Below are 25,954 nucleotides of genomic sequence, written 5' to 3'. Positions count from 1 at the left end.
GCGCCCCAGCCTATGCGGGAGGGTCGGATGGCCCGGGCCGGGCGGTCACGGCTCCTCGGCACGCTCCGCATCGCCGCGCCCGGTCAGCGCCGCGATCATGCTCCGCAGGGCAGACCGCGCCGCCTCCTGCTCCTGCGGGGTCATCCCGCTGACCATCCTGTCCTCGACCGCGCGGACGGCGGTGCTCGCCGTCTCGAGGCGCTCCCGACCGAGCGGGGTGAGCTCCGCCGGCAGCGCCCTCCCCACTCGGGCCTCCGAAGGCCTCGTCACCGAGCCCTCCTGCTCGAGGGTCTGCAGCAGCACGTTCATCGACTGACGCGTCACGAACGCCCCGCGTGCGAGTTCGGAGTTCGACAGGCCCGGCCGCTGCGCGAGCAGCTCGAGGCAGGCGTAGTGCGTCACCGTCATCCCGAGCGGTCGGAGCACGGCCTCCATGGCCGAACGGAGCGCGGAGGACGCCTCCTTCAGCAGATAGCCGAGGGATGTCTCGAGATCGATCACGTCTTGACTCATGTCAGAAGTCTGACATAGCCTCTTTGTCAGTTATCTGACACAAAGGAGCAGACATGCCCGTCACCGGCCCCGATTTCATCTCCCTGCAGGTGCGCGACCTCGAGGCGTCGCAGGCGTTCTACGAGCAGCACCTCGGTCTCGTGCGATCGCCCGCAGGGCCGCCGCACGCCGTCGTCTTCGAGACGACTCCGATCACGTTCGCCCTGCGCGACATCGTGCCCGGAACCGACCTCGAGTCGGCCGCGCAGCCGGGCATCGGCACGGCGATCTGGCTCCACGCGACCGACGCGCAGGCGATCCACGATGCGCTCGCCGATGCGGGTCACACGATCGTCTCCGCGCCGATCGACGGCCCGTTCGGGCGCACCTTCACCTTCGCGGATCCCGACGGCTACCACGTCACGATCCACGACCGGGCGTAGGCGAGGAAGGGGCGCTCCGGCGCCCCCTCCTCACACGTTCCGCTCGACGAACCCCTGGATCTCGCGGGCGAAGACGTCTTCGCTGAACCGCTGCGCGCGCACCCGGCACTCCCCCGGCGACGAGGCGAGCGCCTTGTCGACCGCCGCGCGCAGCTCCGATGGAGAGTCCCAGTCGTGCACGTGCGCGCCCGTGACGCCATCGAGCACCGACTCGACCGCTCCCCCGATGGCGTTCGCGAGCACGGGCGTGCCGGCCGCCATCGCCTCGACCGGGATGATCCCGAAGTCCTCGATGGGCGCGAAGACGAGCGCCGATGCGCGCTGCAGGATGGCGGTCAGCAGCGGATTCGACGGATGGTGCACGAAGGTCACCGCGCCGGGGTACGTTTCGTCGGCGATCGTTCGGAGCCGGTCTTCGTCGGGCCCCGATCCGGCGAGCACGACCGGCAGGCCGGAGGCGCGGCCGGCGGCGATCGCCGCATCGAGGCGCTTGTACGGCACGAAGCGCGAGAACCCGAGGATGAACGACTCCGGCAGCGTGTCGAGCTGGTCCTGCTCGGCCGCCGTCAGGTCGGGCTCCTCGCCGAAGCCGTGGACCGCGACGGGCGGGTAGATGACCTCCGACTCGCGCTCCCACGCGTCGGCGATCCGATCGGCGATGAACCGGCTGTTCGCCGCGATCGCGAGGGGCTCCTGCGCGCGCTTGCGGTCCAGCGGCTTCAGCGCTGCGGAGACCGCACGGATGGGCAGGCTGTCGCCTCGTCCGTCGAGCTCGGGCACCCAGATGTAGCGCGCCGGCGTGTGCGTGTAGACGAGCTTCGGCACATCGCGTGCCGGGCCGCCGAAGCGCGCGTGGTGCGCGAACAGGTGCGTGCTCGCGAGCACCCAGTCGGCGTCGCGCTCAGGGAGGTGACGCCATACCGTCGGCATGAACGGAAGTGCGAGTGCCTTGCGCCCACGCAGCGGCGTGCGTGCGAGGACGGTCTCGTGGACGGGCTGCAGCCGGTCGCCGGCGTCATTCCACAGGCACCAGCGCTCCGCATCGGGGAAGATCTGCGCGATGGCCTCGAACACGTTCTCCGACCCGCCTGCGGGCGAGAGCCACTCGTGCACGATCAGACCACTCACCGGTGTCTCCTTGTTGAAGCTGTGGTCTCGATCCTATGGGCCGACGTCTGAGCGGATGCCTGAGGAAGCGGATGGCGCGCCGCGCGACTGCGGGCGTCGCGGACACGCGGCGGCGACAGGAAGCGCAACTGAGGCGACCACGCTCACGTTCCGCGTGGCCGCCCCAGTTTCGTCAACCGCAGCCCGGGCTCGATGTCTCGACCGGAACCGGCTTGACGAGCGGAGTGTGGACGACGCTGAGGGGGCCGTACTCCTGGTCAGGCGCACCGCTGAACGTCACCTCGAAGGTGTGCGAGCTGGCCGGCTGGTTCTCGACGCGGATGCGGACCGCTGGTCGCCCCTCGTCCATGGTGCCGACGTCCGGCTGCACCTCGGCTCCGTCGACCATCGCGGAGACATACGTGCCTCCGACGGGACCGTAGAACACCATGTCCGTCGCCTTCACGCCACGCTCGAAATAGCGGCCTGTCGAGATGTAGATCGGCAGACTCGCGACATCACCCGGCTGAAGGTTGTAGTTGTACGTCGCCTTAGTCGTGAAAGTTGGCGCTTCGCCCGTCGCTGCCTCGCAGACGTTCGACGTGGCCTCAACTTCCATGTCGGCGTAGTAGTCGAGCTTGCCTTCGGTCGTGTCGTTGACGAATACCGCGAGGGCTGTCTCATCCTCGTTGTCGGCCGGCAAGGGGTTCGAGAGCGTGGTGCCCTGCACAGCCTGCGACTCGATCGGATCAGTCGAGGAGAAGTAGATACGGCCCTCGGCACCGGCCTTCCCGAACGCCTGAGCGAGCTTGACGATATCAGCCGACCCACTGGTGATCTTTTCGAAAACTCCCCCGGCCGCCGCCGCGAAGTACGCGTCTTGGGCGTCGCGCTCCGCGACTGTATCACCGGGGTACTTGAAGTAAACGCTATTGAGAAGGGTCTGAACCGCGTTCTCCGACGTCAGCTTGTCACCGTCGGGAAGGGCAACGCCGCCCGTCGCCTTGAGGATGTAGCTCAGCGCGACGGGATCCAGCGAGAGCACGCCCACACCCGGATCGCCGTACGTCTCCTGCCAATACGCGCGTACGAGCCCGGCGGTCTCGTCGAAGCTCGGCGACATCGTCGTGTCCTGGATGAACTTGCCGACTCGCGATCCGTAGAGAGTCTCAGTGCCGGAATCGAGGTCGATGATCGGCGCTTCCCGGTTGTTGTTGAAGTCGGTGGAGGCTGCGTGCTGCGTGATCGAGATGCGCCCTTGGTCGGCTGTGAGCATCATCAGCGACGCAGGATTGCCGCCTGTCGTTCGTGCCTCCGCGTTGTTCTGAACAATCACGATGTAGTTCCTTGGCCCATCCGCCCCGAGCATCGTCGGCAGATGGGGCATGAGCCCATCCAAGCGAACCAGGGTCGGCCAGAGCGTCTCGACAGCACCAGTCAGCTGGCCAACTGCAGACTCGACGGGTGCCAGCAGGGTCGAGGTGTCGATCGCCAGCAGATCGATCTGCACCCTCTCCGTCGCGACGGCGGCCTGAGAAACCGGCTCCGCGAGGGAACGTACGGCGTCGAGGTTGACGGCGCCATTCGTGGGGCCGAGCGCCGCGAGGTTCACGCTCGCGAACGGAGTGAGCGCGTCGCGAACCAGTTCGTCCCCAGCCGCAGCAGCCAGTCGAACAGAGGCGATATCGTCTCCGACAAACGGGAGCCATTCCACGCCGCGCCAGAGGAGGTGGTCGGTGGCAGCGCGGGCGGTCGCCGTCTTCTGTGCCACGTCCGCGACCGACGACTGCGCTCCAGCTGTGTCGCCGGCTGCAATCTGGTTCTGAACCCGCCCCGCAAGCGGCGTTACGTCGCGCAATGCGCCGTACGCGACGAATGCGCTGACGGCGAGCACCGCTGCGTACGCCAGGAGCAGGATCGGCAACCCCCACGCCAGCCAACGGCGCATGAGCTTCCGCCGCTTCGAGCGACGGGCGGCGTTAGCGTCCCGTCCCCGATCGACCGGCTCGTGCTCAGCTGCATTCATGTTGCTATCGACTCCTGCTCGGGCCGTGACTCGTCCGCGATCTTCCAGCGCACGCCGGTGTGGCAAGGCTCGCACCGGCGATTCGAACAGCCTAGTTCGCCCAGGCGCGCGCTCCCTGCGGCAACACCGAGCGTCGCACTTCAGTCGGCGAGGGCCGGGTGGAATGCGAGCTTCACGTCACTGTCTTCGCGCACGGCCTCCACAAATGCCGACGCGCCGATCGCGGTCATGTGCGCGGTGTCGTACATGACGAGGTCCTGCACATCATCAACGTACGCACGGCAGCCGTGATCATCGCACATCCATTCCCACCGGTCGACGTAGCTCGCTCCGAGGGCAGTGACGTCCTCAGCTAGCGCTGCATTCTGCTCCGCGGTGACGTCGAGGTGATCGAAAAGCGCTCCCTCAACGCCGTTCAAACTCCCGTGTTCGAGAACGGTCTGCCACGCTTCCTGGTCGTAGTGCGCCCCCTGACCGATGACGGCAACCGGTGTACCCAAGGCCACAAGCTCCGCGATTCGGTCCATGGCCCGCTCGCGGTTGAGTTCGGTGAACTTCATCGAAAGCACGACAAGATCGACTCGCGGTGCCATATCGTCGATCGCCGGCACCCGATACGCGTTGAGGCGAATACAGTCGGCATCGCCGCCCTCACCTGCGCCCTTTGACTGCAACGGCGGGCACGCCGGCCGTTCGCTTACGAGGAAGTTGGCCTCGGGCGCGATCCCACGGGCGATATTGAGCCCATCGGCCCCAAACGAGTCGCCAATGACGAGGACGTTCGGCTTCGCGTCGGAGAGCACTCCGCAGATCGATCCTTCAGAGCGAGCAGCGCAGAGTTCGCCGATCGGCGCCCTCCGCACCTCGTTAAGGGCCTCTCGGTCGAGTTCCGCCACCGGCCTCACGCTGGCGGGATACACCAACGGCGACTTGGCGTACGACCACGCGACGCCGGCAGCGCCCGCGACCACGACAGCTGTCGCGAGCACGGGCACCGCCAGCCGAACGAAACGCTCGCGCCCCGACTTCACCTTCGTCGGCACATCCTGCGCGTCTACGGTCTTCTTGGCCGAGTGCACGCGCAGCGGATACTCGACGTACCTGTACTGAAGTTCCGCGAGTACAGCGGTGAGGACGATGCAAGCCGTCGCGGTGAGGAGCGTGAGCGGGCCGAAAAGCTCTTGCGCGAAGACGAGTACCGGCCAGTGCACGAGGTAGAGGCTGTACGAACGCAGCCCGATGTACTGCATGACCGGATTGTCGAGGACCCGATCAAGGCCCGCGGGGCGGCGTGCCGCGATGACCAGCGCGGTGCCGACAGTTGGGACAAGAGCGTGCCATCCGGGGAACGCCGTGCCCGCTTCATTGAAGGTAAGCATCGCGAAAACGATCAGCACCATGCCCAGCAGCCAGCTTCCCGACTGCATGACGCGCCCGATACGTGAGTCGGGCCAGCGGAGGCGCTCCACCCACACGCAGAGCGCTCCGATAGCGAACTCGTACGTGCGGAACGGCGTGAGATAGAAGGCGGCGTCCGGCGAGCGGGTCGTCGCCCAAGTCGTGACTGCGATCGAGACGAACGTACCGACGATCAGAATCGGCAGTGTCGCGCGCCGGAACCATCGCAGCGAGAGCACGATCAACAGCGGCCAGACAAGGTAGAACTGCTCCTCGACGCTGAGCGACCACGTGTGGAGCAGGGGCTGCACCGCCGACTCGTCGGCCCAGTAGCTCGTCTCCTGCCAAAAGAAGATGTTTGACACCGAGAGCGCTGCGGCCGCGACCGACTTTGCGATCTCCGCAAGCCGGAAAGCCGGGAGGAAGAGTAGGGCGAATAGAAGCGCAAGCGCGGCCGTCGTCAACGCCGCCGGCATGAGCCGCCGGATGCGCCTCGTGTAGAACTCGACGAACGAGAAGCCACCGCGCTGTACGCCCGCGACCACCTGGCGGGTAATGAGATACCCCGAGATGACGAAGAACACGTCCACCCCGATATAGCCACCCGACAATGCGGTCAGCCCCGCGTGGAAGAGGACGACCGCGGTGACGGCGATCGAGCGCAATCCGTCGACGTCAGGCCGATATACCCCAGTTGTTCCGACGATGCGCGCGGGCACGTGCGACTGCTGGGTACTCGTTGCCATGGTCACCAATAGTACCGACAGCGGTTTCACCCTCCCGCGGCACCGATCCGGTCAGCGGAGCTGAAGCTCTTCCCTGAGCGCAGCAGCCAGCAAGGGTCCGAGCGAGCGTCCCTCAGCATCTGTGAGATGCGAGGCATCCATGCGGATCACGTGTTCGCCGGCAAACGCCGGGCATCGACCGTCGACGCAGAACCAGGAGAGAGTCTCGATGTAAGTCGCACCCGCAGACGCTGCCACAGCTTCGCGGTCGGCCTCGGCCTTCGCTACGTACGTCGGAGAAAGCGCTGATTCACAGTCACCCGGACTCCCGATACGCGATGGGCACTCCGTCATGTTCCCCGCCCGAGGAGGATCCCCGAGGACCACGATCTGGGGCGCAGATGGCAAGGACCCCAGATCGGTCAGCGTCCGTTGAACTCCCTCCCGCCAAGCAACACGAGCTTCGCTAAGGGGCAGCTCAGTGAACTCCAGCGAGATTTCAGATGCAGAGAGAAAGACGATGTCTGGCTGGCGTTCCCGAATAACGGACATCATGCGCTCCCGGCTCGTCGCGCACGCCTCCGCGAATCCCGGATCGTCAGTGCTGTTCGTCGCACGGACGTCAATGAGGGGGCAGTTGGCGTAGCCGACGGCCGACGTCGCCCACCCCAGCGCGTCCCCCGCAACGGCCACGGTGGGCACCCATGAGAGCGCGATGGAGTCCCCAACGACCATCGCCTCGTTCTCGGCCGTTCCGGAAGGCTCACACACTTCAGGAGGAGTGGAGTCAAACACGCTGTTGCGGCACCCCGGGGCCCAACGCAACATGGCCTCGCCTTGTTGCGCGAGCGATAGCTTCTCGAGGTCCGATGCGGGGCCTTCCGGCCACCGGGTGGCCGCGAGAGCCTCCTCGAGCGACACGCGACGCTCGCCGAGGTCGCTCACATCCTGACGACTCGTGATCCGCTGCTCGCCCGCCAACGATGCGAGGTCCGCAGCGGAGCGCATCCACGATGGGCCCCGTAGCTGCGTCACCGACAAGATTGCGATCGTCACGAGCACGACCGCCCCGAACAGGAGATCCTTCCCGACAAACGAACGTTCGTTGCGCGACTTAGCGGTTCGACGAAGGAAACCGCTTCGCATGATCGGTTGCTCAACGAGTCGTCGTGACAGTTCTGCGAGAGAGAGCATGACGGGGAGCGCAAGGACCGCGACCCACGTGCTGTTTCCGAACAGCGCACCAGCGAAGATGAGTACGGGAAAGTGCCAAAGATAGAGGCTGTAGGAGACGTCGCCGAGCCACTGCGAAACGGGGTTTCCCAGCAGACCGCGTCGCGCAGCGGGAGATCGCGCCCAGATCAGGAGCGCGGAGCCGAGCACTGCCGGAATAACACCGGGGAACGGCACACTGGACTCGGGCGTGAGCAACAGCGCGGACCCAACTATGACGAGCAATCCGAACATGGAGAGCGCGCGTCTCACCCATACGCCTAGAGATAGCGGTGCGCCACCCACGCACGCGACGAGCGCTCCTGCGAGGAGCTCCCACGCGCGCCCCCAGGTCTCGAAGTACGCCGCGTTCGGCTCCTTCGCCGTTCTGTAGGCCGCCGCAGCGACACCCAAGATGATCGCCACCACGATCACCGCGGCGAGAACACGACGGCGAGCTTTCGCCACGACGACCAAGGCGAGGAGCACGAGCGGCCAGATCGCATAGAACTGCTCTTCGATCGACAGTGACCAGTAATGCTGGACTGGAGACACGGGGCCGTCAGCTTGAAGGTAGTCCGTGCCGAGCTCAGCGAAGTGCCAGTTCGAGACGAAGAGCAGCGCGCTCACCGCGTCGAGGGTGATCTGCAGAGCCCGCGGCGCGAACCAAACTATCCACGACCCGATCACCGTGACCGCCAGCACAAGGACTGCAGCGGGCACGATTCGCCTCACACGACGCGCGTAGAACGCTCTCAGCGAGATGGATCCGGACTGCTCCAGCTCCCGGAGGAGCAGTCCAGTAATAAGGAATCCCGAGATGACGTAGAAGACATCGACCCCTACGAACCCGCCGGCGGGCATGTGAAACGCATGATCCAGGACAACCAGCACAACAGCGACCGCGCGCAGTCCCTGTATGTCGTAGCGAAACCCGTCGCGCTGCGCGGGGTCTCCCAGAGGACGATTCAGCTGCCCCGTCGAGCGGCCAGGAAAGTTCTCACGCACCCGGTTCAGGCTAAGTGCGGGTTGGCTGCGCCCGAACTCCCCCACCCGGGCAGCGCCTGGGTACCGTCACGCTTCCTCAGAGCGCGTGAGGCGGCAAAGCCGCCGCGCCAGAGCGCTGATCGTTGATGCCGTAGGTCACGGTTGGCACGCCGTCGATCACCTCCAGGCCCGAGAAGTAGGTGGCGAACCAGAGGTGCTTGTTACGACGAGGACGGCTCCCCAACATGGTGGGACCATCGTGGATCAACCGCGGTCGCCCGACGGTCGCACCACTTACCTGGCCGTCAAGCCGAACAACCCGGCCGAAGTAGCCCCGCCATCTTCTGACGCCCACCCTCTCATGTGCGATGAGCATGAGTGATCCGTCGAATTCGACCGGTTGAGTCCCGATCGTCAGGCCAGCACATGACTCGTTGCGAACTCGAGAGACCACGCTCCCCACCACGACTTCTGAGGCTGGCTCGTTACACAACACCCCGAAGGTGAGCACGGTGAGCGGGTCGAGCAGGTAGATCGCGCGGAGCTCTCCGTCAGGCCCCTCGAAAAACCCCCAGTTCTTCTCGATGATCTGCCGATCCGGTGCCTCACAACGCACTGGTCGGCCGACTTCGGGGAAGACCTGCATGACATAGACCGCATTCCCGGAAGCCACATATCCAGTGTTGAAGGTCGCCCACACCGCTCCTCGATATGAGAACAGTTTTGGGTCAGCGACAGGTTCGATGCCGTTCATGGCTCCGATGCGTGTTAGGTCTTGCACCCAGTCCGACGCAGGGTCGGTGCGGCTGGGGTCTAGCGTGGCGAGGCTCGCACTCACCGGCCCGATTGCGGCGTCGCTCACTCGCGCCGCCAGCACGACGTCCGCGCCGTGCACTCTAACGCTCGGGTTAAAGACGTGGCGGCCCAGCGACTCTGCCACAGCGAGGATCGACTTCGAAGCCGCCGTCTCGCATCTACTTAGGCTCAGCAGACCCATGAACGTCACCGAGGTTCCGTCAGGCCTCGCGCAACGAGGGTATCTAGGTCCGGGAAGGTGATGGACTCCGGGTCAAAGTCAATATCCACAGGACTGGAGGGCAACGGCGACGCCAAAGCGCTTGCAAGATCAACAGGCTCTCGCCAGGCAAGTCCCACGGATGCCATGTAGTCCTGGTACTTGATCATCGGCTCGGACCGGATCGGGGCGACCAGGACAACCGGACGTCCGATCGCGTGAGCAAAGATCAGGCCGTGGAGCGACGATGTGAGCACGACTTCTGCCTGTGCGATTTCGGCTGCGAGCTGGCTCGGCTCGCAATCGATGTCGACAATGCGCACACCGGGAGTGCGCCGGTACTCTTCACGGTCCCGGTAGTGGGGGATAAATGTCACTCGGCCACGCACAGCTTCTTTCTCGGCTTCCGCGGGGTACAGCTCCCTGACCAGGAGGCCAGGGTCCGCCTGGAAGGAGACATGGCTGACATCGAAACCAGCTCGATTGAGCGCGTCGTACGTGATTGGGCCGCGCACGCCGCGTATCTCGACGTCGCCCAGGGTGTCAGGGGCGGGGAGCGGTGATCCCTTCGTCCCCACGCCCGCGACGACATCACCCGGCTGCATGCGGTGGATGACCGACCCGACCAGCAGCAGGCGGCTTCCATCCTCAGTGTTGTGCGGCTCTTCACCGTAGAAGTGACGGATGAGATCTCGGTTCAGGAGGTCTCCCGCATTGCCAACGCGGAAACTGGGCCGTCGGAGGACCCCGCGCCAGCCCCTCACGGCTGGGTCCCAGTAGAACGTCCTCACTGGCATGATATATCCCCTCTTACTGCGACGCGGCTACCAGAAGCCGCACTCCAGCGTAGTCTCCGCCCGATACGTCAGTCATCGACGGCCGAATCGCAGCTTCCGCATTGCACCGTCGACAAAGGGGCGCATAGCGCTGCGATTCTCGTCGCCCGCGATCATCCAGACAATTGCGCCGTACAGGACTAGCCCTACGAGCCCGACGGGCAGCGCAAAAGAGACGAACGGCCATGGGGCCTCCGCCCAGGACGTCCCCTGCAGCAGAGCAATACCTACAACGATCGGCGCGATAGCGAGCACTGGGCGAAGAATCTGAAGGAGATACGTCCCTATCCGGAGGCCAATTTCCCGGTGGAGAACGAGGAGACGCACCGGCCATACGAAGACGCGCGCCCACCGTGAGATGATCACACCCCAGATCCCCAACGGCATCAACACGAACAACAATAGGATGCCGACAACATTCTGTAAAGCAGCGAGCCAGAATGCCGCCTTTGCGCGCCCACGAGAGAGCAGCGCAGGCCTGTCAAAATACATAATCGCCGTCAACGATGACCCAATCGAAAGTCCCCATAGAATCGGAATCGACTGCTCCCACCCTCGCCCGAACACGAGTGGAATTATTTGCGGCCCCAAAGCGGAGACAAGGGCGAATATGGGAATGCCGACAATACCGGCCACGAGCGTGAGCTGGCCGAAGATCCGGTTGAGCCTCGGCAAGTCATTCTGAACCCTCGAGAACGTCGTCAGCGATACGCGGGCGATCACTGTGGTGACGAGTTCCATCAGGATCTGAATCACACGCTGCGCGAGGTAATAGAAGCCAAGGATCTCTGAGTTAAAGAAGAACCCGACAGCGATCTTGTCCACATTTCCTTGTAGCGCGTCGAGGAGCTCAGTGCCCATGATGCTGAGTCCCACCGGCCAGATACGCCTCAGCGAATCCCGCGAGTATTCGAAGCGCGGTCGCCAGGCGGTCGACGCCCACAGAACCATGCATGCGACTGCAGCGCCTGTCAGCGTCTGGGTCACGAGCGCCCAGGCCCCGCCGCCAAGCAAAGCGACAGGGATTGCGGCAGCCGCCCCAGCTATTGCCGCGACGAGCTGTCGGATCGACAAGGTACGGAACTGGAACTCGCGCTCCAGTAGCGCGGAGGGTGTCTGGGAGAGCGCCCAAATCGGAAGGCTCAGTCCCATAGCTCTCAAGATCGACGTCAGTTCGTGCTCTCCCATCGCGGTCGCAAGCAATGGAGACGCAAAATAGAGTGCGGCGTATACGACGGATGCGACGCCAAGCGAGGTCCAGAACGCAGTCGAGGCATCCTTCGCTGCCAGCTTGTCAAGCTGAATCAGAGCCTTCGCGAAGCCGGAGTCAACCACCACCTGCAGCACCAGCGTGATCGATGTCGCCATCGAGATCAAGCCAAAATCGTCGGGCGAAACAAACCGCGTCAGCACCGCGATCACACCCAGCTGAAGGAGCCGAGACCCCCAGCGTTCCGCAACAACCCAGCCGACTGATCGGGCCACCTTACCCCTGAGGTCGTCAGGCTCCTCGTTACTCGCGGCAGTCACCTGATCAGGGTAGTCGAGAAGCGCGAAGGGTCCGGCGCACCGCGATCGCCAGAATCGAGCTCTCCTGCATCATCGCTGCCTGCAGTCTGCTGGCTCGTCCCTCCACCGCGATTCAGCGGAGCCTTGGTCGGCGCGCGGCGTCCGTGGTGGCGATCTCCCGCTGGAGGACGCTGATGGCGGCGGCGAGTTGCGGCGCCGCGTAGGCCCATCGACACCGTGGAGAGAACGCGCGCGCACTTCCCACCAACCCCGCTCGAAGTTCCGGAGACTCGTGGATGCGAGCAACGGCTCGAGCGAGATCAGCTGGTTCGTCGGCACGCACGAGCATCCCGTAGCCCTCCGCGAGCATGTCAACCTGGGCGGGAATGTCGGTAGCGATGACCGGCACGCCCGCAGCGACGGACTCCAGGATCTTGAAAGGAGTTGTGACGTTCGCCATAGAGCCCGTGTTCGATTTCGGGCACAGCGTGACGACGGCGCCGGCCACGTACTCGGCGAGTTCTGCAGGGGGCTTCGGGCCGAGCCACGTGAGGGTTGAATCTTGTGCCGCGCGGACTGCATCGGCCTTCGCGCCGTCACCAATAACAAGGAGCTTCAACCCCGCGGGCCACTCCTCGGAGCGGTGTGCCTCCAACATGTAGTCGATTCCTTGCCACGGTGCGAGCCCGCCGAAGAACAGCACGTACGGCTCACCAACATCCTTAGGCTTTGCATCGAAGAACACGTCCGAGACGCCGCTCGGCATGACTTCGATGGGCACGCGTGCTGCGCTCGACCGCTCCTCGGCGACCCACTCGGCTAGTCCCTTGTTGACGCAGAGCACGAAGGATCCCATCTCGAGGCTCTTCGTCATCAATCGGCGAATGCCCGGTACCCTTCGTAGCCACGGGTTCGTCTCGTAGGTGGAATCGTCGTTCCCCTGAACCAGAAGCAGAACTCGCCCTCCGGCCCGCTTCCAACGAGGCGCTACGAACGCCAAGAACGGGTGCCAACGTGTGACGAGAACGCCCTCGTGGGCTGCGGCGCGTGCCTTCTTGACGAGGCCGAACAGCCTCTTGAGCTTTTCATAGGGCCCCTCGCTGGTCGCTTCCGAATAGAACTCTGCCCGAACCGGAATTCCAGCCGCTTTCAGCCGCTCCCGCGTGCCGTCCATGTGGGTGCGTGCGGCTGACCCGACTCGGGTCGACTCCATCCAAAGGAGCGTTACGGGCTTACTCGATCCGTTTGTTCCCGTGGGCATCTTTTTCCAATCCTCGGTGGTCCAACGTGCTCAGCCCTGACGGGGCGATTCAGTTTCGGAAGCCGATGGGCGCGCAGGCGACGCGGCACGGCCCGACCAACTCCATGGCACCGACTTGCCCTCGCGAAGACTCCCTGCTCGGGATGCCTGCATCAGCACGATCGCGAGGGCCAGCAGAGGCGTGAAGTGACGCAACGCCGAGCCATAATCGGGCTCAAAGACTGCCTGTACGACACCCAGAGCCAGCATCAGGGAGATAGCGCGACGCAAGAGAACACCGTCGCGACTTCGAGGGGCCGGCCAGCGTACAGCAGAGCGAGCGGCCGCTAGCGGCAGGAGCTTCACGAATACGAACGCCAAGCTGACCGCGAGGTAAGGCAAAGACGCCGTCAACGGCAAGAGTATCGGCGCGTACAGGAGCCAGTAGTTCACGAAAACATCGATGGCGCCACCGAACGGCTGCGATACCGGCTCGACCGGGATGATGAGCGTGTTCGCGTCGAGATGTCCCTGCACCGCCGTCCGGTAATGATTGGGGTCAACGCCGAGAAGTACGTAGAAGATCAGACCAATTCCGACGGCAGCGACGGCTCCACCGAAAAGAAGGTATCGAAGCCGAGCCTGCCAGATTGTGATTACTCGATACGCGGCAAATGAGGCGGCAACAAGGTACCAGTAGTCTCGGAAGAGATATGCGTATCCCGCCATCGCGAGGACGGCCAGCACGTCCCACCACAGGCGACGAGGCAGGATTAGCAATAACATCACCGGAACGAGAACGAAGACATCCTTCGAGTACTGCCCCAGATATACGCCCGACAGGGCGAACGCGGCGACAATGAACGTGGCGACAGCGACACTCGCAGTTCGCCTGCGGACACGCAGCAGTGCGACTCCGATCACCAGACAGGCGAACAGATAGCCGGCGAATGCCGCCGCATCCGGGTTGTTTCCCAGCCCCAGCCACCGGTAGGCGATTCCGACTGGCGTGTACGACCGATCGGTGAAGTCTGGGACGCTGCCACTCGCGATGTTGAAGATTCGGGTCGCGTCACGGTGGAACTGCGCGGGCAGAATTTCGTCTCGCCACGCCGTAATCACGAGCCCGAGAAGGAAGCCACCGACAACAGCACCGTAGAAGAGACGCTCACCTCGCCGTTTGACATTGGCTCTGCGGGATCTTCGCCGCTGAGCGGCAAGGTCACGGCGCAAGATACCCTGCTCCAAACTTCCTCCTTGCCAGATCTTGAGTCCCCCTCACAGGCGCGCCCTGTAGCTCGTGGCGGCGGCCGTTGCCTTGCCGACACTCGCTCGCTATGCGAGGTCCGCCACGAGGAGAGCCTAGTAGGCTGCGCTGGAAACGCCCGCCTGTAGGCTGGACGCCGTTCATTGGCAGGATCCGCAACCATTGGCAGGATCCGTAACGTCGCTCTCGTCACATCGCGTTGCGAACCACCGAGGCCGCCCGAGAGGAATCGCCCTATGCCGGTCGAAGTCGTTCATTTCAATCCCCTTAGGCGCCGACCGGGCCCGGTAGGCCGTGTCCTTCCGCGCAAGCGACTGAACAACTTCGGGGACCTCATCGGCCCGATCATCGTGGAACGGCTCGTTGCCGAGTTCGGTCTGACCGAGCCGACCGAGCGGCGGCGGCTCGTCGCGGTGGGGTCGATCATGAAACTCACGCGCTCAGGCGACACGGTCTGGGGGACGGGAGTGAACGGAAAATCTATGGACGCCGGTGCGGCGCCCGACATCGACGTCCGTGCGGTGCGGGGCCCGCACACGCGGCGTGCGCTCCTCGATCGCGGAACTGCCGTGCCCGAGGTTTACGGAGATCCCGCACTGCTCTGGCCACGGTTCTGGCCGCTCGAGGAATACCGAAGGAACTCCTCGGTGCCGCGACGCGCTGTGAGCGTGGTTCCCAACTTCCACGACCGCGGCGCGATGACCGGGCCAAATGTAATCGACCCCCTTCAGGATCCGTTCACGGTCATCGAGCAAATCGCCCAGAGCGACTTCGTCTGTGGCTCTTCGCTGCACGGCATCGCTCTCGCAGAAGCCTTCGGTATCCCCGCTCGGCTCATCGAACCCGGAGCCGAGCCAGCCTTCAAGTACTTGGACTACTACGCCGGCACCGGACGCAGTTCCTACCGTGCGGCGGGTTCTGTCGAGGAAGCACTCAACCTGGGTGGGGAGCGCCCGATTGACTTCGATGCTGAGGCACTCGTCGCTGCCTTTCCCCGCGATCTTTGGAACTGATTCCACATCGCGTAAGCGCGTTCCGAAGGTGGCGATTCAGCGTCGTTCGAGCTTAACCAAAGCAGATGCGACCCCGGCGATCTCCCGGCGCGCTTGGAGCAGGTCAGAGGCGAGCAATTCCCTGCGATTGATCGCGTCAACCCACCGCCCACTGTCTGCGTCGTCGGCGCTCACGACTAGGCGATATGCCGACGTCCCCGGCTTCAAGGACCTAACCACCTTGTCGACCGAACCGGTGCTGAACCCGAGCGGGACCGCTCCTTCCGTGAAGCCGACGATGAGTGCGTGAATACGGTCGCTCACGATGGCCGCGGAGCGGGAATAGAGGGCTCGCACCTTCGCTTCTTGCGTCTTGTGATTCTCTTCGTTCCACTCGAGGATATCTGCGTTCAAGCGACTCGCGAGCTCATACGCTCGCTCTCGGTCACGACGCACTTGCACGACAACAACCGTTCGGAGATTCAAAACTGACGCCGTGGCCTTGACCGCGTCGAACCAAGCATCCGGAGGCGTTGGCCGATCCCCACGCATCGCGATAGCGAGGACATCTCGATCGCTGCCTGCGGCCCAACCAGACGGATCGGTTCCAAGCGAGTACGCCCAGTCTGGCTGGATCTCGCCCTTACCGAGTTGGTCGCGAGACCACTCGTCGCGCCAGGAGAGGTATGCCGCAGAGTCCGCGATCGGCCGAAGGTGCGTGTGCTCGACCGATGTTCCAGGACGGAGGCTCACCCCCGCGACGATCGTTCGGCTGCCCCTCAACTTAGCGAGCGCCGCGACTACCAGCTGCCACGTGCCCTTCTTTCCCTCCTCTGGTGTCCCGACTACCTCACCGGTGTTGAACGCGATCATTGAACCCGCGAGGGCGCCGCAAAGGGCGCGAACAAGCCACTTTCGAGGTGACGCATACGAGACGTCCTCGGCGCGGAGGCCGAGCCCGGACGTATAGTCGTCGTCGGGGCCTACATAGACATGCAGCTCCCCCAACGGACGCAGCGCGTCGAGGTACGCCCGTCGAAGCAGGGAGTCGCCGATGTTGTCACGCTGACCGCCGGCGTTGACATAAACGCGCGGCCGGCGTCTGCGTCGCGCGGCGTCATGGAAGGCGTCCGCGTAGGCTCCGGCGACAGCGCTCCAGTCGCGCGCGGAGAGGTTGACCTCTGACCGTGACGTTCCCCGCACTCGGGCGAGACAGTCCGCAAGTTTTGCGGCGTCGAATTCCCCCTCGTACTGGATCACCCAGCCCGGACCCACTTCGTCCGCGATGCTCTCGTTGGTCGGCGACGCGGGAACAATTACCGGACGTTCAAGCGAAAGGGCAACCAACACGACCCCCGAGTTATGCATTTCGCGGTAGGGAAGCACAACTGCTTCCGCTGAGGTGACTTCCGCAACCATGTCCTCGTCCGGTACATGCTCGAGGCGCAGGACCACACCAGCGTCACTCCTCGTCCACGAGTCCGCGCGCTTCTCGATGTCCTCTCTTACTGCCGCGAGCGACGGGCGGCCGACGATCCGAAGTTCGTCTCCGGCGCGCGCTGCTCCCTCGAATGCATCAATCAAGCTGGGAACACGCTTGTAGGGTTCGATCCTTCCAAAGAAGAGCAAGCGCCCTGCTTCCGGGTCGTTCCGCTGGAAGTCCCCGAACTGGTCCCGATAATGCCCATGTGAGATCACCCGCGTAATCTCGCCGTCACGCGCGTCCACTGTCGCTGCATCCAAGAACACGCGAGTCGTGACTAGCGTGTCCAGGCGCGCCAGCAGGCGTTCTTCCTCAGCGTCGCCTTGGTCATGGGGTGCAGGATTATGCTGCGTTCGTACCACGGGGATCGAGAAGGCGCGAATGCGCAATAAGAGCAGTCGGAAAAGAGTACGCTTGAGCATCCGGACGGGCGTTCGACGCGACCGGATCAGAAATTCCGGCCAGTGCACGTGCAACACGTCGTACCTGCCTAGCAGAGCGCGAGCCCAATTGAAGTAATTGAACTCGACAGTGCCGGGCGCGAGTCTCACGACCTGGTCGATGTACTTGATCGAGGGGCCGGGCGCCGCTACCGATTCGAGCACTCTCACCGTTCGTGAACTCATCCTGACAACTCTCCTTCTAAGTAAGCGCGCAACAATCAGACGGTCGCGTACAGAGCGCGCAGGGCGTCTCGCTGAGCGTCATGGTTCATTGTGCGGTTGAGGTGGCGCGCCGCCTCGACTGCACGCGGCCGGGCCTGACCTCCATCGAGAATGTCGAGGATAAGGTCGGCCGCGTCATCAGCGCTCCGCGCCGCCGGGATATCCAACCCGTCAAACGTCGGAATGGATCGAACAGCGAGGGGATGTTCGAACGCGGCTGCATCGAGGAGGCTGAGCGGGAAGCCCTCGTAGTGCGCAGAGTGGAAGTAAAGGCCCGGCCTGCTCAATTCCCTCGCGAGCGCATCCCCGACCAGCCAACCAAGCACCTCGACTCCCGCGTCGATGAGGCGTTTCCGCATGCCCTCACCTACGCCATCATCCTGACCGTGAACGTCACCTACCCACCTGAATGTGACGTCAGGAGCGACGGCCTTGACCCGCCGAGCTACGGCGGCAAAGTAGTCGGGATCCTTCTGACCGGTGAGACGCCCGACCATGAAGACGTTCCTACCGGAGTCGAAGCTCACCGATGGATGCGCCTCCGAGGGCGAGACCGTCGCGACGTTAGGAAGGAAGTGCGTCCGCGCCTGACGGTCGAGCGATTTCGCCAGCGCTTCTTCGTGTGGTGAAAGCACGACGGTGCACGCAGAACGACGGGCGAGAATCTTCTCGGCCATGCGAAAGGAGGCGCGCATCGCCCGATGTTGCTCACCATCGTCGAACTTATAGCAGTGGGGTTCGTAGAACACGGGCACGTCCAGACGGGCGAGTCTCGTGTAGACGCCGGCGAACGACGAATGCGCGTGCACGACATCGGGCTTCACCGCTTGGACGGCCTCGCGCACGCGCCTGATCGCCGCGGCTGCCTTCCTCGGAGACTGTGGCATCTGATGGAGGCTCGCGTACGCGATCCGAGGATCGGGACTCTCGTTGCCAGCCCACAGGAGGTGGTGCTCAGCCTCGGGCATCAGATCCACGAGCGAAGCGATCGCCCTACTGATTCCGCCGGCGTAGACCTGTGTGACGTGGAGTATTCGAGTCGCTGTCATTCCTGACCTAACCGGGTGTTCGGGGCCGCGTGGACGGCAACCACAAGACTGAAGGGTATCAAAGCACCTTGAGCCAAGACCGGAGCTCACCGGCTCCGCGACGGGGATCGATTAGAGTCGGCCGCGTGGAATCGGGGCTCAGGCCGGAAGTACAAGCGCTTCTCCTGGAAGGCGAGGATGCCTGGCGGAGGCCAAGATGAAGGTTCTTGCTGTTTCCGAGGATGCACCCGGATCAAGAAAAATCCCCCCTGCGCAGCGGATTCTTTGAAGCCACCCTCACTACCATCGTTCCTCACTAACCTCGCATCTGCCCAGCCTGACCACCGAAGCAGCCTGAAGCCCAAGATCGAAGGAGAGACAACCTTCTGAGAGACAAGAGTGAGCGCGGGGACGAGACGCCCTCAGCGCAGACGCCGTCACGGAGCAAGGTCAGCCGAAGGCAACTTCTCGCGGGCGGGTTCTTCGGCGTGCTCGGCACATCGATGGTGCTGTACGGCTTCGGGCAAGCACCTTCAGCGCGATCGCTCATCGCGGCGGATCCCGGCGCGCCCCCAACCCCTGAAGTTCAAGCCAGTGGGTTCTCTCTGAGAGCAGAAGGCAAGACCGCCGCTGTCCTCCTCTGCGCAGCGGACGGCTCTCCTCTCCAGCGCTTCCGCGGGTTCCGTTTCCGGGATGTGACGTTCAGCGCTGGGCGGGTCCGTCGCGGTACCACGGCGGACGGCCGGGCCGCACTCGTCGTCGATTATGCAAGTCCAAAGGGTTCGTCCTCGCAAGCGACCGCGATCTTCGCCCCCGCAGGCAGGGTCGTCGATGTGACGTTCGACTTCCGGAGCGACGGGGATCTGGACCCGCGACATGGAATGCTGCTGAGGGAGTCCTTCACTCATGGGCCCGTTGTCGAATCAGCCCACGGAGTATTTGACTGGCAACGAGACGAACGGGGTGGCATCCCATACCAGGCTGAGGGCACCTTCGTATACGTGCAGGATCACGGGCCTCTCAAGATCGGGATAGTTGCGGACCGCACGAAAACCGACTGGCGAGACAATCGTGCCCTGCACCTTCAGCCGGAGGAGCAGGGTGATGGCACTCTCCGGGCGAGCGCGCACATCGTGGTTCGCGGTGATTCGAATGCCTCCATAATGGCTGCCGAGGCCGGTCGTCGAGCGCTCTCAGTCGATCTCCGGACAGACACGCCGTACAACATCTGGGAGACGCCGGGCGATGCTCTCCCGGTTCACGCGACCGTGTACAACGGCGCGAAACCGCGCGTCGTCCACATCGACTGGATCGGGCGCGACTTCGATGGTGAGACGATCGCGAGCGGCAGTCGTGATCTTGCGCTTGGCACCGGAGAAGACGCATCGCTCACAGTGCCGATTCGGTTGACTTCGAGAGGCATTGTTTTCCTCGAGGTGACAGTCACCTCGGGGACTGACATCGCATACCAACGTACGAACGTCGCGGTGCTCCCGCCGCACGACTACTCGGACGATGCAGCCAGTTCAATGTTCGGCATCGCCGCAGCATACATATTCGATTCCCCAGAGGAACGGCTGCTCCTGCGCCGGATTGGAGTACGCAGAAGTAGGCATATCTACTTCACACGAAAACAGCTCAAAGCTCACGGATTCTCGCAGCATCGCGTGCGAACGCCGCCATCTCTCGACGCATACGTGGATGATCCAAAACGACTGAAGGCGTACATCGCGTCAGAACTTGACGTCGCGGAGGCCGGCCACTCCACCGCATACGAGCTCGGAAACGAACTCAACCGCTGGGGGCGAGGCCCCTTCACAGGTGACGGCGCGCAGGAGTACGTCGAAAACTGGGTGCGTCCCTTCAAACGGGCGATGGTTCAACGAAAAAGCAAGATGAAGCTGATCGCCGTAGGCCTCGCCGGCATGGACGTGCCATATGCCCGTGAGCTCTTTCGTGCTGGGCTTGCGGATCTCGTCGACGGATTCAATCTCCACCCCGGTCGGAGCAACGTAACCCCGGACTGGGCGCCAGATGCGCGACGAGTGAAGGACGGCAAAGACCACTCATGGAGCTATTTCGGGGCGTTGAAGGAAGCGCAGGGCCTCATATCCGACCACGCGCCTGGAATGGAGCTGTGGCTCACCGAGGTCTACGCGTGCACTCGGCCGAACGCCTGGTGGGATGACTCATACCGGCACGCGGCCGAGAACGTACTTCTTAGCGCCGCGCTCGCTCTGTCACTCGACGTCACATCGATGTTGTGGTTTCAGCTTTACGACAACATTCGAGCAAATCAGCATGGAGCGCGACCGAACGATCGTGAACACCATTTCGGACTGGTCCTCCGAGATCTCAGTCCGAAGCCATCCCTACTCGCCTACGCAGCCGCAGCCGAGCACCTGGACGGCGCCATCTTCAATCGCTGGATTCGCTTTGAAGATGAGACGCTCTGGGGTCTTGAGTTCACCACGCCCCGCGGTCCGCTCGCGATCATGTGGTCTCGCGCGGATGGTTATGAGCTGAACACTGAAGCGCAACGAGATGGAGGGTTCTACCCGACGCCCGAGCCGTGGGTGGAGACGTGGAAGACGAAGAAGAAGATCCGAGTGAAAGCGAGGCGAGGAACCGTCACCGAAGTGGACACGATCGGCCGCTCACGTAGTCTGCCGGTTGCGACCGGGACAGTCACGATCGAGCTGGACGGCGCGCCGCGCATGTTCTACGGGTTGGACGGCGGTGATCTTCCCACTTCGCGCGAGGTGCCGGGCGGCCCCCGCGAACGATAGGTCTTCAAGCCCTGGTGGCAGTGGCTCGGTGCGCGTCCGCCGCTCATGCGGGGCTCTGCGCCGATGCCCTGAGCGAGAGCGGAAACGAGGGCCAGTCTAGGTGCGGGAGGAAGCCGCCGTGACGGCTGCTCCTCCGTCCCGCATCACCTCCTGGACGCGCGAACTCCCGCCTGTGATTCAGCAGGCGGGAGTTCTGCTTCGGACGGCAGCACCCGAGCGCCACGCGGCTCACTCGCTCTCGGCGATCGCCTTCATCGCCTTCCAGCCGTGGGTAACGCCGCCGCCGGCGCGGAGCGCAGCGGCGACCATGACGGCTTCGGCGACATCGGCCTTGGACGCCCCCCGGACCGCGCGCTTGGCGTGATCCCCGATGCAGAACGGACACTGCGTGGTCACAGCGACACCGACCGCGATCAGCTCCCTCGTGGCGAGGTCGAGGTTGCCGCTTTTCTTGCTGAATACGGCCTTGTCGAACCCGAAGAACGCCGAGACCATCTCGGGCGCGCCCTCCTTGATGTCGGCCATGAATGTCGCTTCGTCATTGTGGGAGTGCACGTTGTCTTCCTTTCCTGGGGTGGGTTGTCCGTTCAGACGGCATCGTTCGCGAGCTGGTCAGACGCGGTCGGAGCGGGCTTCGCGCCGTTGACGACGATCGCTGTCACGACCGCCGCGACGACGAGTGAGATCGCGCCGACGGCGAGCGCGGCGGTGTAGCCGTGGACGAGCGCCTCTGATGCCTCCGCGACGATGGTCGAGTCGCCATCCCGGCGCCCCTGCGTCAGACGGGCGAGTGCGTCGGGCAGGTCGCCCGTAGTGACGGCGACCGCGATGCTCGAGGTGACGGCCATGCCGAGAGCCGTTCCGATCTGCTGGCCTGCGTTGAGAAGGGCCGACGCGATTCCCGTGTCTGCCGGAGCAGCACTGCTCACCGCGGCCGACGTCAGCGGCACGAAGTTGAGCGCGAACCCGAACGCCGTGGCGAGGATCGCCGGCAGGAGGTGCCCCCAGTACGACGTGCTCGTGCCGATGAAGGTGAGCGAGAAGAGACCGCCGGCGGCGATGAGCATGCCCGCGCCGATGATCCAGCGCGGCGCGATGGCTGCCGCGAGCTTCGCGCTGATTCCCGCCCCGAGGACGATGCCGACCGCGAAGGGCAGCCAGGCGAGGCCCGTCTGCAGGGGGTCGAAGTCGAGGACGTACTGCAGGTAGAGGTTGAGCAGGTAGAACATGCCGAGCGGGCCGAACGAGACCATGAGCATCCCGACGTACGCGCCGGCGCGATTGCGGTTCCGGAACACCCGCAGCGGCAGCATCGGATCCTTCATCTTCGACTGCACCACGAGGAAGACGAGCAGCAGGATGGCCGCTGCGGCGAGGAAGGCGAGGGTCGTCGGGTCGGCCCATCCGTGCTCGCCTCCGCGCGTGATCGTGTAGACGAGGGAAGCCATCGCGCCCGTACCGAGCACCGCGCCGGTGATGTCGATCCGCCCCTGGTGCCGCTCGGCTTCGACGAGCGACCTCGTGCCCGCGAGAAGCAGGAGGCCGATCGGGATGTTGAGGTAGAACATCCAGTTCCATCCGAGCGTGCCCGTGAGCACCTCGCCGACGAGGAGTCCGACTGCGACGCCCAGGCCGGACATCGCGCCGTACAGGGCGAGCGCCGTGTTGCGCTGCTTTCCCGATGGGAACGTCGAGTTGATCGACGCGAGCACGTTCGGCGCGGTCAGAGCTGCTCCGATGCCCTGAAGAGCGCGCGCGAGGATGACCATGGTGCCGCTCGTGGACAGACCCGCGATCAGCGCCCCGGCGATGAAGACGACGAGCCCGATGCGCAGCAGACGGCGGCGTCCGTACTGGTCGCCGAGTCGTCCGCCGAATACAGCAGCGCGCCGAACAGGAGGATGTAGGCGTTCACCGCCCAAGGCATCGCCGCGGGAGACATGCCGAGATCGGCTTGGATGGCCGGCAGCCCGACGTTCGCGATGACGTCGTTGAGGACGGGACTCACACCATCCACCCCCAGCGCCGGGGATTATGCCAATATGTTCGTACCCTAACAACCCCCTGCGCGAAGTGTCGCAGGGGCCGTACCTTCAGTCGCATACCCGAGTGCGACTGCGAAGGAGTCGATGTGATGCAGCCGCGTATCCGCGCCCACACGGAGTCCCTGACCGACAACGTGTTCCAGCATCTCGCGCGTGAGATCTGCGAGGGGCGCTACTCCCCCGGCGAGGCCCTCGAGCTCGCGGAGATCGCGCAGGAGCTCGGCATCTCGCGCATGCCCGTGCGCGAGGCCATCCGACGCCTCGTTCCGCTCGGGCTCGTGGATGTCGAAGCCAGCCGCTGGACGCGCGTCGCCCCGGTCACGCCGACATCGACGAAGGCGGCGGCGGAGTTCGCCGCCTACCTCGCGGGCGGCGTCGCGCGGGTCGCCATCCCGAAGCTCGCCGGCACGACGATGCACGCGGCTGCGTCCGCCGAGCTGGCGGCCCTGGTCGCAGCGGCCGAACCGCGCGACCTGCTCCTGAGCTCGACCCGCTTCGTCAGCGCGCTCGCGCGCGCCGCCGAGAACGAGCACCTTCTCGAAGCGTGGAACGCCGCCCGCATCACGCTGCTGTTCCACGTCGGGCACGTCGTGCGCACGGGGCCGAGCCACGACATCGACGTGGCTCCCACCATCTCGCAGCTGAAGCGCGCGTTCGAGGCGGGCGACGGCGCCGAGGTGGCGACGCACCTGCAGGAGTTCTTCCTGCCCGCGGCCTTCGCCGACTGCCGTCCCGCGGTGGAGGAAGGCGCACCGTAGCGCCGCAGCCGGCCCGCGCCATCCGCTCGGGTGCCCGGGTCGCTCCGTTCCCCTCCGCCATCGGCCCGTCGATACGATCGGGATCATGACTTCCGGGGGGATGGCGCGCGCAGCGCGGGGGCGAGCACGTGCACGAGGGCGGAAGCCGGGTTCCGTGATCCGCAGGCTCGCGAGCGGACTCGCGGCCGCCATCCTGCTCGGCGGGATGGCCGCGGTCGCGCCGAGCGTGACGGTCGCGCCGGCAGCCGCCGCGAGCGCCTCGCCCGACCCGAGCTCGAGCCGCCCGATCTACCGGTTCTGGAGCCAGGGGTACGAGAACGCCCACTTCTACACGCTCGACCACTCCGAAGCGCAGGGCCTGCACAGCAACGACGGCAACTGGACGTACGAGGGAACGGACTTCCGGGTCTGGCCGCTCGCGTCGGGCGCCTGCCCGGCCGGAACCTCGCCCGTGCACCGGTTCTGGTCATCCGCCTACACGTCGCACTTCTACACGATGAACGCCGCCGAGGCCGACAAGGTGCGCCGCACCGACCGCAACTGGACGTACGAGGGCGTGCGGTTCTGCGCCGCAGCGCAGCAGACCGAGGGGACGGTCGCGGTCCATCGGTTCTGGAGCCCGGGCTTCGAGAAGCACTTCTACACCGCCAACGCCGACGAGGCCCAGAAGCTGCGCTCGAGCGACCGCAACTGGACGTACGAGGGCGTCGCCATGTACGCGCCCACCTCGGGGGCGGCGTCGCCTCCGATCACGGGCCGGCCGGCACCGCGCGTCGGCTGCCAGTCGCCCGACATGCCTGCAGCTCTCGCAACCCACGACGCAGGGCGCATCACGCAGCTCTTCGGCGGGGCGGGCGCGCTGCGTGACGCGATCGCCGACGGCCGCGCGGCGTGCGTGCCGCTCGACGACCCGGCGCTGCCGTGGGTCGTCGTGAACAAGCAGCGCCCGGTGTCTCCGCTCGACTACGTCCCTTCGTCGCTCGCCGTGCCATCCGGTTCTCTCGTCGACGGCGGCATCCGCTCCGACGCCGTCGGATCGTTCGAGCAGCTGCAGCGCGACGTCGCCGCATCGGGCGCCGGCCGCATCGCGCTGACGAGCGGCTACCGCTCGTACGGCACCCAGGCGGGCATCCACCGCTACCAGGTCGAGACACTCGGCCAGGAGCAGGGCGAGCGCCTCGCGGCCCGGCCGGGCTACAGCGAGCACCAGCTCGGCCTCGCCGCGGATGTCGTCTCGTGCGGCGGCGGATGCGGCTCGCTGTACAGCTTCGCCGGCACCGCGCAGGAGCGCTGGGTGCGCGAGAACTCCTGGCGCTACGGGTGGATCGTGCGCTACGAGTCGGGCCAGACCGGCACGACCGGGTACAACGCCGAGCCGTGGCACCTGCGGTACATCGGCGCCGACCTCGCGCGGGTCTACCACGACGGCGGGTACCACTCGCTCGAGGCGTTCTTCGGGCTCCCGGCGGCGCCGGAGTACCGGTGACGCGGGAGCTCCCTTGCCCGCAGCAGACTGGATGCACCTCCGGCGACGTCGGCGCTCCTTCCGGGCGTTGAGCGCGCTGGTGCCCCTTCCGGGCGTTGAGCGAGCTGGTGCCCCTTCCGGGCGTTGAGCGAGCGAAGCGAGTCGAAACGCCGCCGAAGAACGGTCACCACGTTTCGTCTCGGCCGCTGGCGCTCCCTCGCTCAACGACCGGAGGGAGGTAGCGGCACTCCCGCTCGGGAGGTTGAGCGAACGAAGCCCCTTCCGGACGTTGAGCGAGCGAAGCGAGACGAAACGCCGCCGAATAACCGTCACCACGTTTCGTCTCGGCCGCTGGCGCTCCCTCGCTCAACGACCGGAGGGAGGTAGCGGCACTCCCGCTCGGGAGGTTGAGCGAACGAAGCCCCTTCCGGACGTTGAGCGAGCGAAGCGAGACGAAACGCCGCCGAATAAC

At 64.9% G+C, this 25,954-nt stretch carries 20 protein-coding genes; 5 read left to right on the top strand and 15 right to left on the bottom strand.

Translation table 11 applies throughout. The annotated features are described in order from the left end of the window. Positions 1-45: 45 nt before the first annotated feature. Entirely contained in the window at positions 46-513 is a 468-nt protein-coding gene (locus M1D56_RS03675) for a MarR family winged helix-turn-helix transcriptional regulator (protein ID WP_456284724.1), read from the bottom strand. A 53-nt stretch (positions 514-566) separates the two neighbouring features. On the opposite strand from M1D56_RS03675, the gene M1D56_RS03670 reads away from it, so the two are divergent. Next, on the top strand, positions 567-935 hold the full coding sequence (locus M1D56_RS03670) for a VOC family protein (RefSeq protein WP_456284723.1): 369 nt from the start codon (positions 567-569) through the stop codon (positions 933-935). Between the two features lie 30 nt (positions 936-965). On the opposite strand, the gene M1D56_RS03665 is transcribed toward M1D56_RS03670, so the two are convergent. From M1D56_RS03665 to M1D56_RS03625, 9 genes are all read right to left on the bottom strand, one after another. After that, positions 966-2,063, bottom strand: a complete 1,098-nt coding sequence (locus M1D56_RS03665; RefSeq protein WP_456284722.1) for a glycosyltransferase — start codon at positions 2,061-2,063, stop codon at positions 966-968. A 172-nt stretch (positions 2,064-2,235) separates the two neighbouring features. Further along, positions 2,236-4,068 (bottom strand): DUF4012 domain-containing protein, encoded by a 1,833-nt coding sequence (locus M1D56_RS03660; protein ID WP_456284721.1) that lies wholly within the window; start codon positions 4,066-4,068, stop codon positions 2,236-2,238. A 140-nt stretch (positions 4,069-4,208) separates the two neighbouring features. Further along, positions 4,209-6,212, bottom strand: a complete 2,004-nt coding sequence (locus M1D56_RS03655; RefSeq protein ID WP_456284720.1) for an acyltransferase family protein — start codon at positions 6,210-6,212, stop codon at positions 4,209-4,211. Between the two features lie 51 nt (positions 6,213-6,263). Then, positions 6,264-8,411, bottom strand: a complete 2,148-nt coding sequence (locus M1D56_RS03650; protein ID WP_456284719.1) for an acyltransferase family protein — start codon at positions 8,409-8,411, stop codon at positions 6,264-6,266. Positions 8,412-8,487: 76 nt separating this feature from the next. Then, the gene (locus M1D56_RS03645; protein WP_456284718.1) at positions 8,488-9,144 is read right to left on the bottom strand and encodes a hypothetical protein; all 657 of its coding nucleotides are present in this window, start codon (positions 9,142-9,144) and stop codon (positions 8,488-8,490) included. A 248-nt stretch (positions 9,145-9,392) separates the two neighbouring features. Beyond that, the gene (locus M1D56_RS03640) at positions 9,393-10,202 is read right to left on the bottom strand and encodes a polysaccharide pyruvyl transferase family protein (protein WP_456284717.1); all 810 of its coding nucleotides are present in this window, start codon (positions 10,200-10,202) and stop codon (positions 9,393-9,395) included. A gap of 72 nt (positions 10,203-10,274) precedes the next feature. After that, positions 10,275-11,771: a lipopolysaccharide biosynthesis protein gene (locus tag M1D56_RS03635; RefSeq protein WP_456284716.1), complete on the bottom strand. Its 1,497-nt coding sequence runs from the start codon at positions 11,769-11,771 to the stop codon at positions 10,275-10,277. A gap of 112 nt (positions 11,772-11,883) precedes the next feature. Then, on the bottom strand, positions 11,884-12,963 hold the full coding sequence (locus M1D56_RS03630; protein ID WP_456284715.1) for a glycosyltransferase family 4 protein: 1,080 nt from the start codon (positions 12,961-12,963) through the stop codon (positions 11,884-11,886). A 78-nt stretch (positions 12,964-13,041) separates the two neighbouring features. Next, positions 13,042-14,238, bottom strand: coding sequence for a hypothetical protein (locus M1D56_RS03625; protein ID WP_456284714.1), 1,197 nt, complete (start codon positions 14,236-14,238; stop codon positions 13,042-13,044). Positions 14,239-14,493: 255 nt separating this feature from the next. On the opposite strand from M1D56_RS03625, the gene M1D56_RS03620 reads away from it, so the two are divergent. Beyond that, a complete protein-coding gene (locus M1D56_RS03620; RefSeq protein WP_456284713.1) occupies positions 14,494-15,270 on the top strand; it encodes a polysaccharide pyruvyl transferase family protein in 777 nt (258 codons plus the stop codon). A gap of 36 nt (positions 15,271-15,306) precedes the next feature. Here M1D56_RS03620 and M1D56_RS03615 read toward each other — a convergent pair whose 3' ends face one another. After that, a complete protein-coding gene (locus M1D56_RS03615; RefSeq protein WP_456284712.1) occupies positions 15,307-17,358 on the bottom strand; it encodes a polysaccharide pyruvyl transferase family protein in 2,052 nt (683 codons plus the stop codon). A 35-nt stretch (positions 17,359-17,393) separates the two neighbouring features. Then, a complete protein-coding gene (locus tag M1D56_RS03610; protein WP_456285262.1) occupies positions 17,394-18,365 on the bottom strand; it encodes a glycosyltransferase in 972 nt (323 codons plus the stop codon). Between the two features lie 893 nt (positions 18,366-19,258). Between M1D56_RS03610 and M1D56_RS03605 the strand changes: the two genes are divergently transcribed. Next, positions 19,259-21,214, top strand: a complete 1,956-nt coding sequence (locus M1D56_RS03605) for a hypothetical protein (protein ID WP_456284711.1) — start codon at positions 19,259-19,261, stop codon at positions 21,212-21,214. A gap of 228 nt (positions 21,215-21,442) precedes the next feature. Here M1D56_RS03605 and M1D56_RS03600 read toward each other — a convergent pair whose 3' ends face one another. The 3 genes from M1D56_RS03600 to M1D56_RS03590 all read right to left on the bottom strand — a co-directional run bounded on the left by M1D56_RS03600 (position 21,443) and on the right by M1D56_RS03590 (position 23,222). After that, a complete protein-coding gene (locus M1D56_RS03600) occupies positions 21,443-21,739 on the bottom strand; it encodes a carboxymuconolactone decarboxylase family protein (protein ID WP_456284710.1) in 297 nt (98 codons plus the stop codon). Positions 21,740-21,801: 62 nt separating this feature from the next. Next, positions 21,802-23,043, bottom strand: a complete 1,242-nt coding sequence (locus M1D56_RS03595) for an MFS transporter (protein ID WP_456285261.1) — start codon at positions 23,041-23,043, stop codon at positions 21,802-21,804. After that, positions 23,010-23,222, bottom strand: a complete 213-nt coding sequence (locus M1D56_RS03590) for a hypothetical protein (RefSeq protein WP_456285269.1) — start codon at positions 23,220-23,222, stop codon at positions 23,010-23,012. Before M1D56_RS03590 ends, M1D56_RS03595 begins: the two co-directional genes overlap by 34 nt. Before the next feature lie 126 nt (positions 23,223-23,348). Between M1D56_RS03590 and M1D56_RS03585 the strand changes: the two genes are divergently transcribed. Both M1D56_RS03585 and M1D56_RS03580 read left to right on the top strand, forming a co-directional pair. Next, positions 23,349-24,017, top strand: coding sequence for a GntR family transcriptional regulator (locus tag M1D56_RS03585; RefSeq protein WP_456284709.1), 669 nt, complete (start codon positions 23,349-23,351; stop codon positions 24,015-24,017). A gap of 154 nt (positions 24,018-24,171) precedes the next feature. Next, positions 24,172-25,503 (top strand): D-alanyl-D-alanine carboxypeptidase family protein, encoded by a 1,332-nt coding sequence (locus tag M1D56_RS03580; RefSeq protein WP_456284708.1) that lies wholly within the window; start codon positions 24,172-24,174, stop codon positions 25,501-25,503. Positions 25,504-25,954: the final 451 nt, after the last annotated feature.

This window comes from Microbacterium sp. JZ101, from assembly GCF_053903175.1.
This window is presented reverse-complemented; position numbering and strand designations above follow the sequence as displayed.

What these genes read in the sequence shown, in the direction of transcription:
- M1D56_RS03675 (WP_456284724.1), bottom strand. Translation starts at nt 513, where the DNA reads ATGAGTCAAGACGTGATCGATCTCGAGACATCCCTCGGCTATCTGCTG.
- M1D56_RS03670 (WP_456284723.1), top strand. Translation starts at nt 567, where the DNA reads ATGCCCGTCACCGGCCCCGATTTCATCTCCCTGCAGGTGCGCGACCTC.
- M1D56_RS03660 (WP_456284721.1), bottom strand. Translation starts at nt 4,068, where the DNA reads ATGAATGCAGCTGAGCACGAGCCGGTCGATCGGGGACGGGACGCTAAC.
- M1D56_RS03655 (WP_456284720.1), bottom strand. Translation starts at nt 6,212, where the DNA reads ATGGCAACGAGTACCCAGCAGTCGCACGTGCCCGCGCGCATCGTCGGA.
- M1D56_RS03645 (WP_456284718.1), bottom strand. Translation starts at nt 9,144, where the DNA reads ATGAACGGCATCGAACCTGTCGCTGACCCAAAACTGTTCTCATATCGA.
- M1D56_RS03640 (WP_456284717.1), bottom strand. Translation starts at nt 10,202, where the DNA reads ATGCCAGTGAGGACGTTCTACTGGGACCCAGCCGTGAGGGGCTGGCGC.
- M1D56_RS03630 (WP_456284715.1), bottom strand. Translation starts at nt 12,963, where the DNA reads ATGGAGTCGACCCGAGTCGGGTCAGCCGCACGCACCCACATGGACGGC.
- M1D56_RS03620 (WP_456284713.1), top strand. Translation starts at nt 14,494, where the DNA reads ATGCCGGTCGAAGTCGTTCATTTCAATCCCCTTAGGCGCCGACCGGGC.
- M1D56_RS03615 (WP_456284712.1), bottom strand. Translation starts at nt 17,358, where the DNA reads ATGAGTTCACGAACGGTGAGAGTGCTCGAATCGGTAGCGGCGCCCGGC.
- M1D56_RS03610 (WP_456285262.1), bottom strand. Translation starts at nt 18,365, where the DNA reads ATGCCCGAGGCTGAGCACCACCTCCTGTGGGCTGGCAACGAGAGTCCC.
- M1D56_RS03600 (WP_456284710.1), bottom strand. Translation starts at nt 21,739, where the DNA reads ATGGCCGACATCAAGGAGGGCGCGCCCGAGATGGTCTCGGCGTTCTTC.
- M1D56_RS03585 (WP_456284709.1), top strand. Translation starts at nt 23,349, where the DNA reads ATGCAGCCGCGTATCCGCGCCCACACGGAGTCCCTGACCGACAACGTG.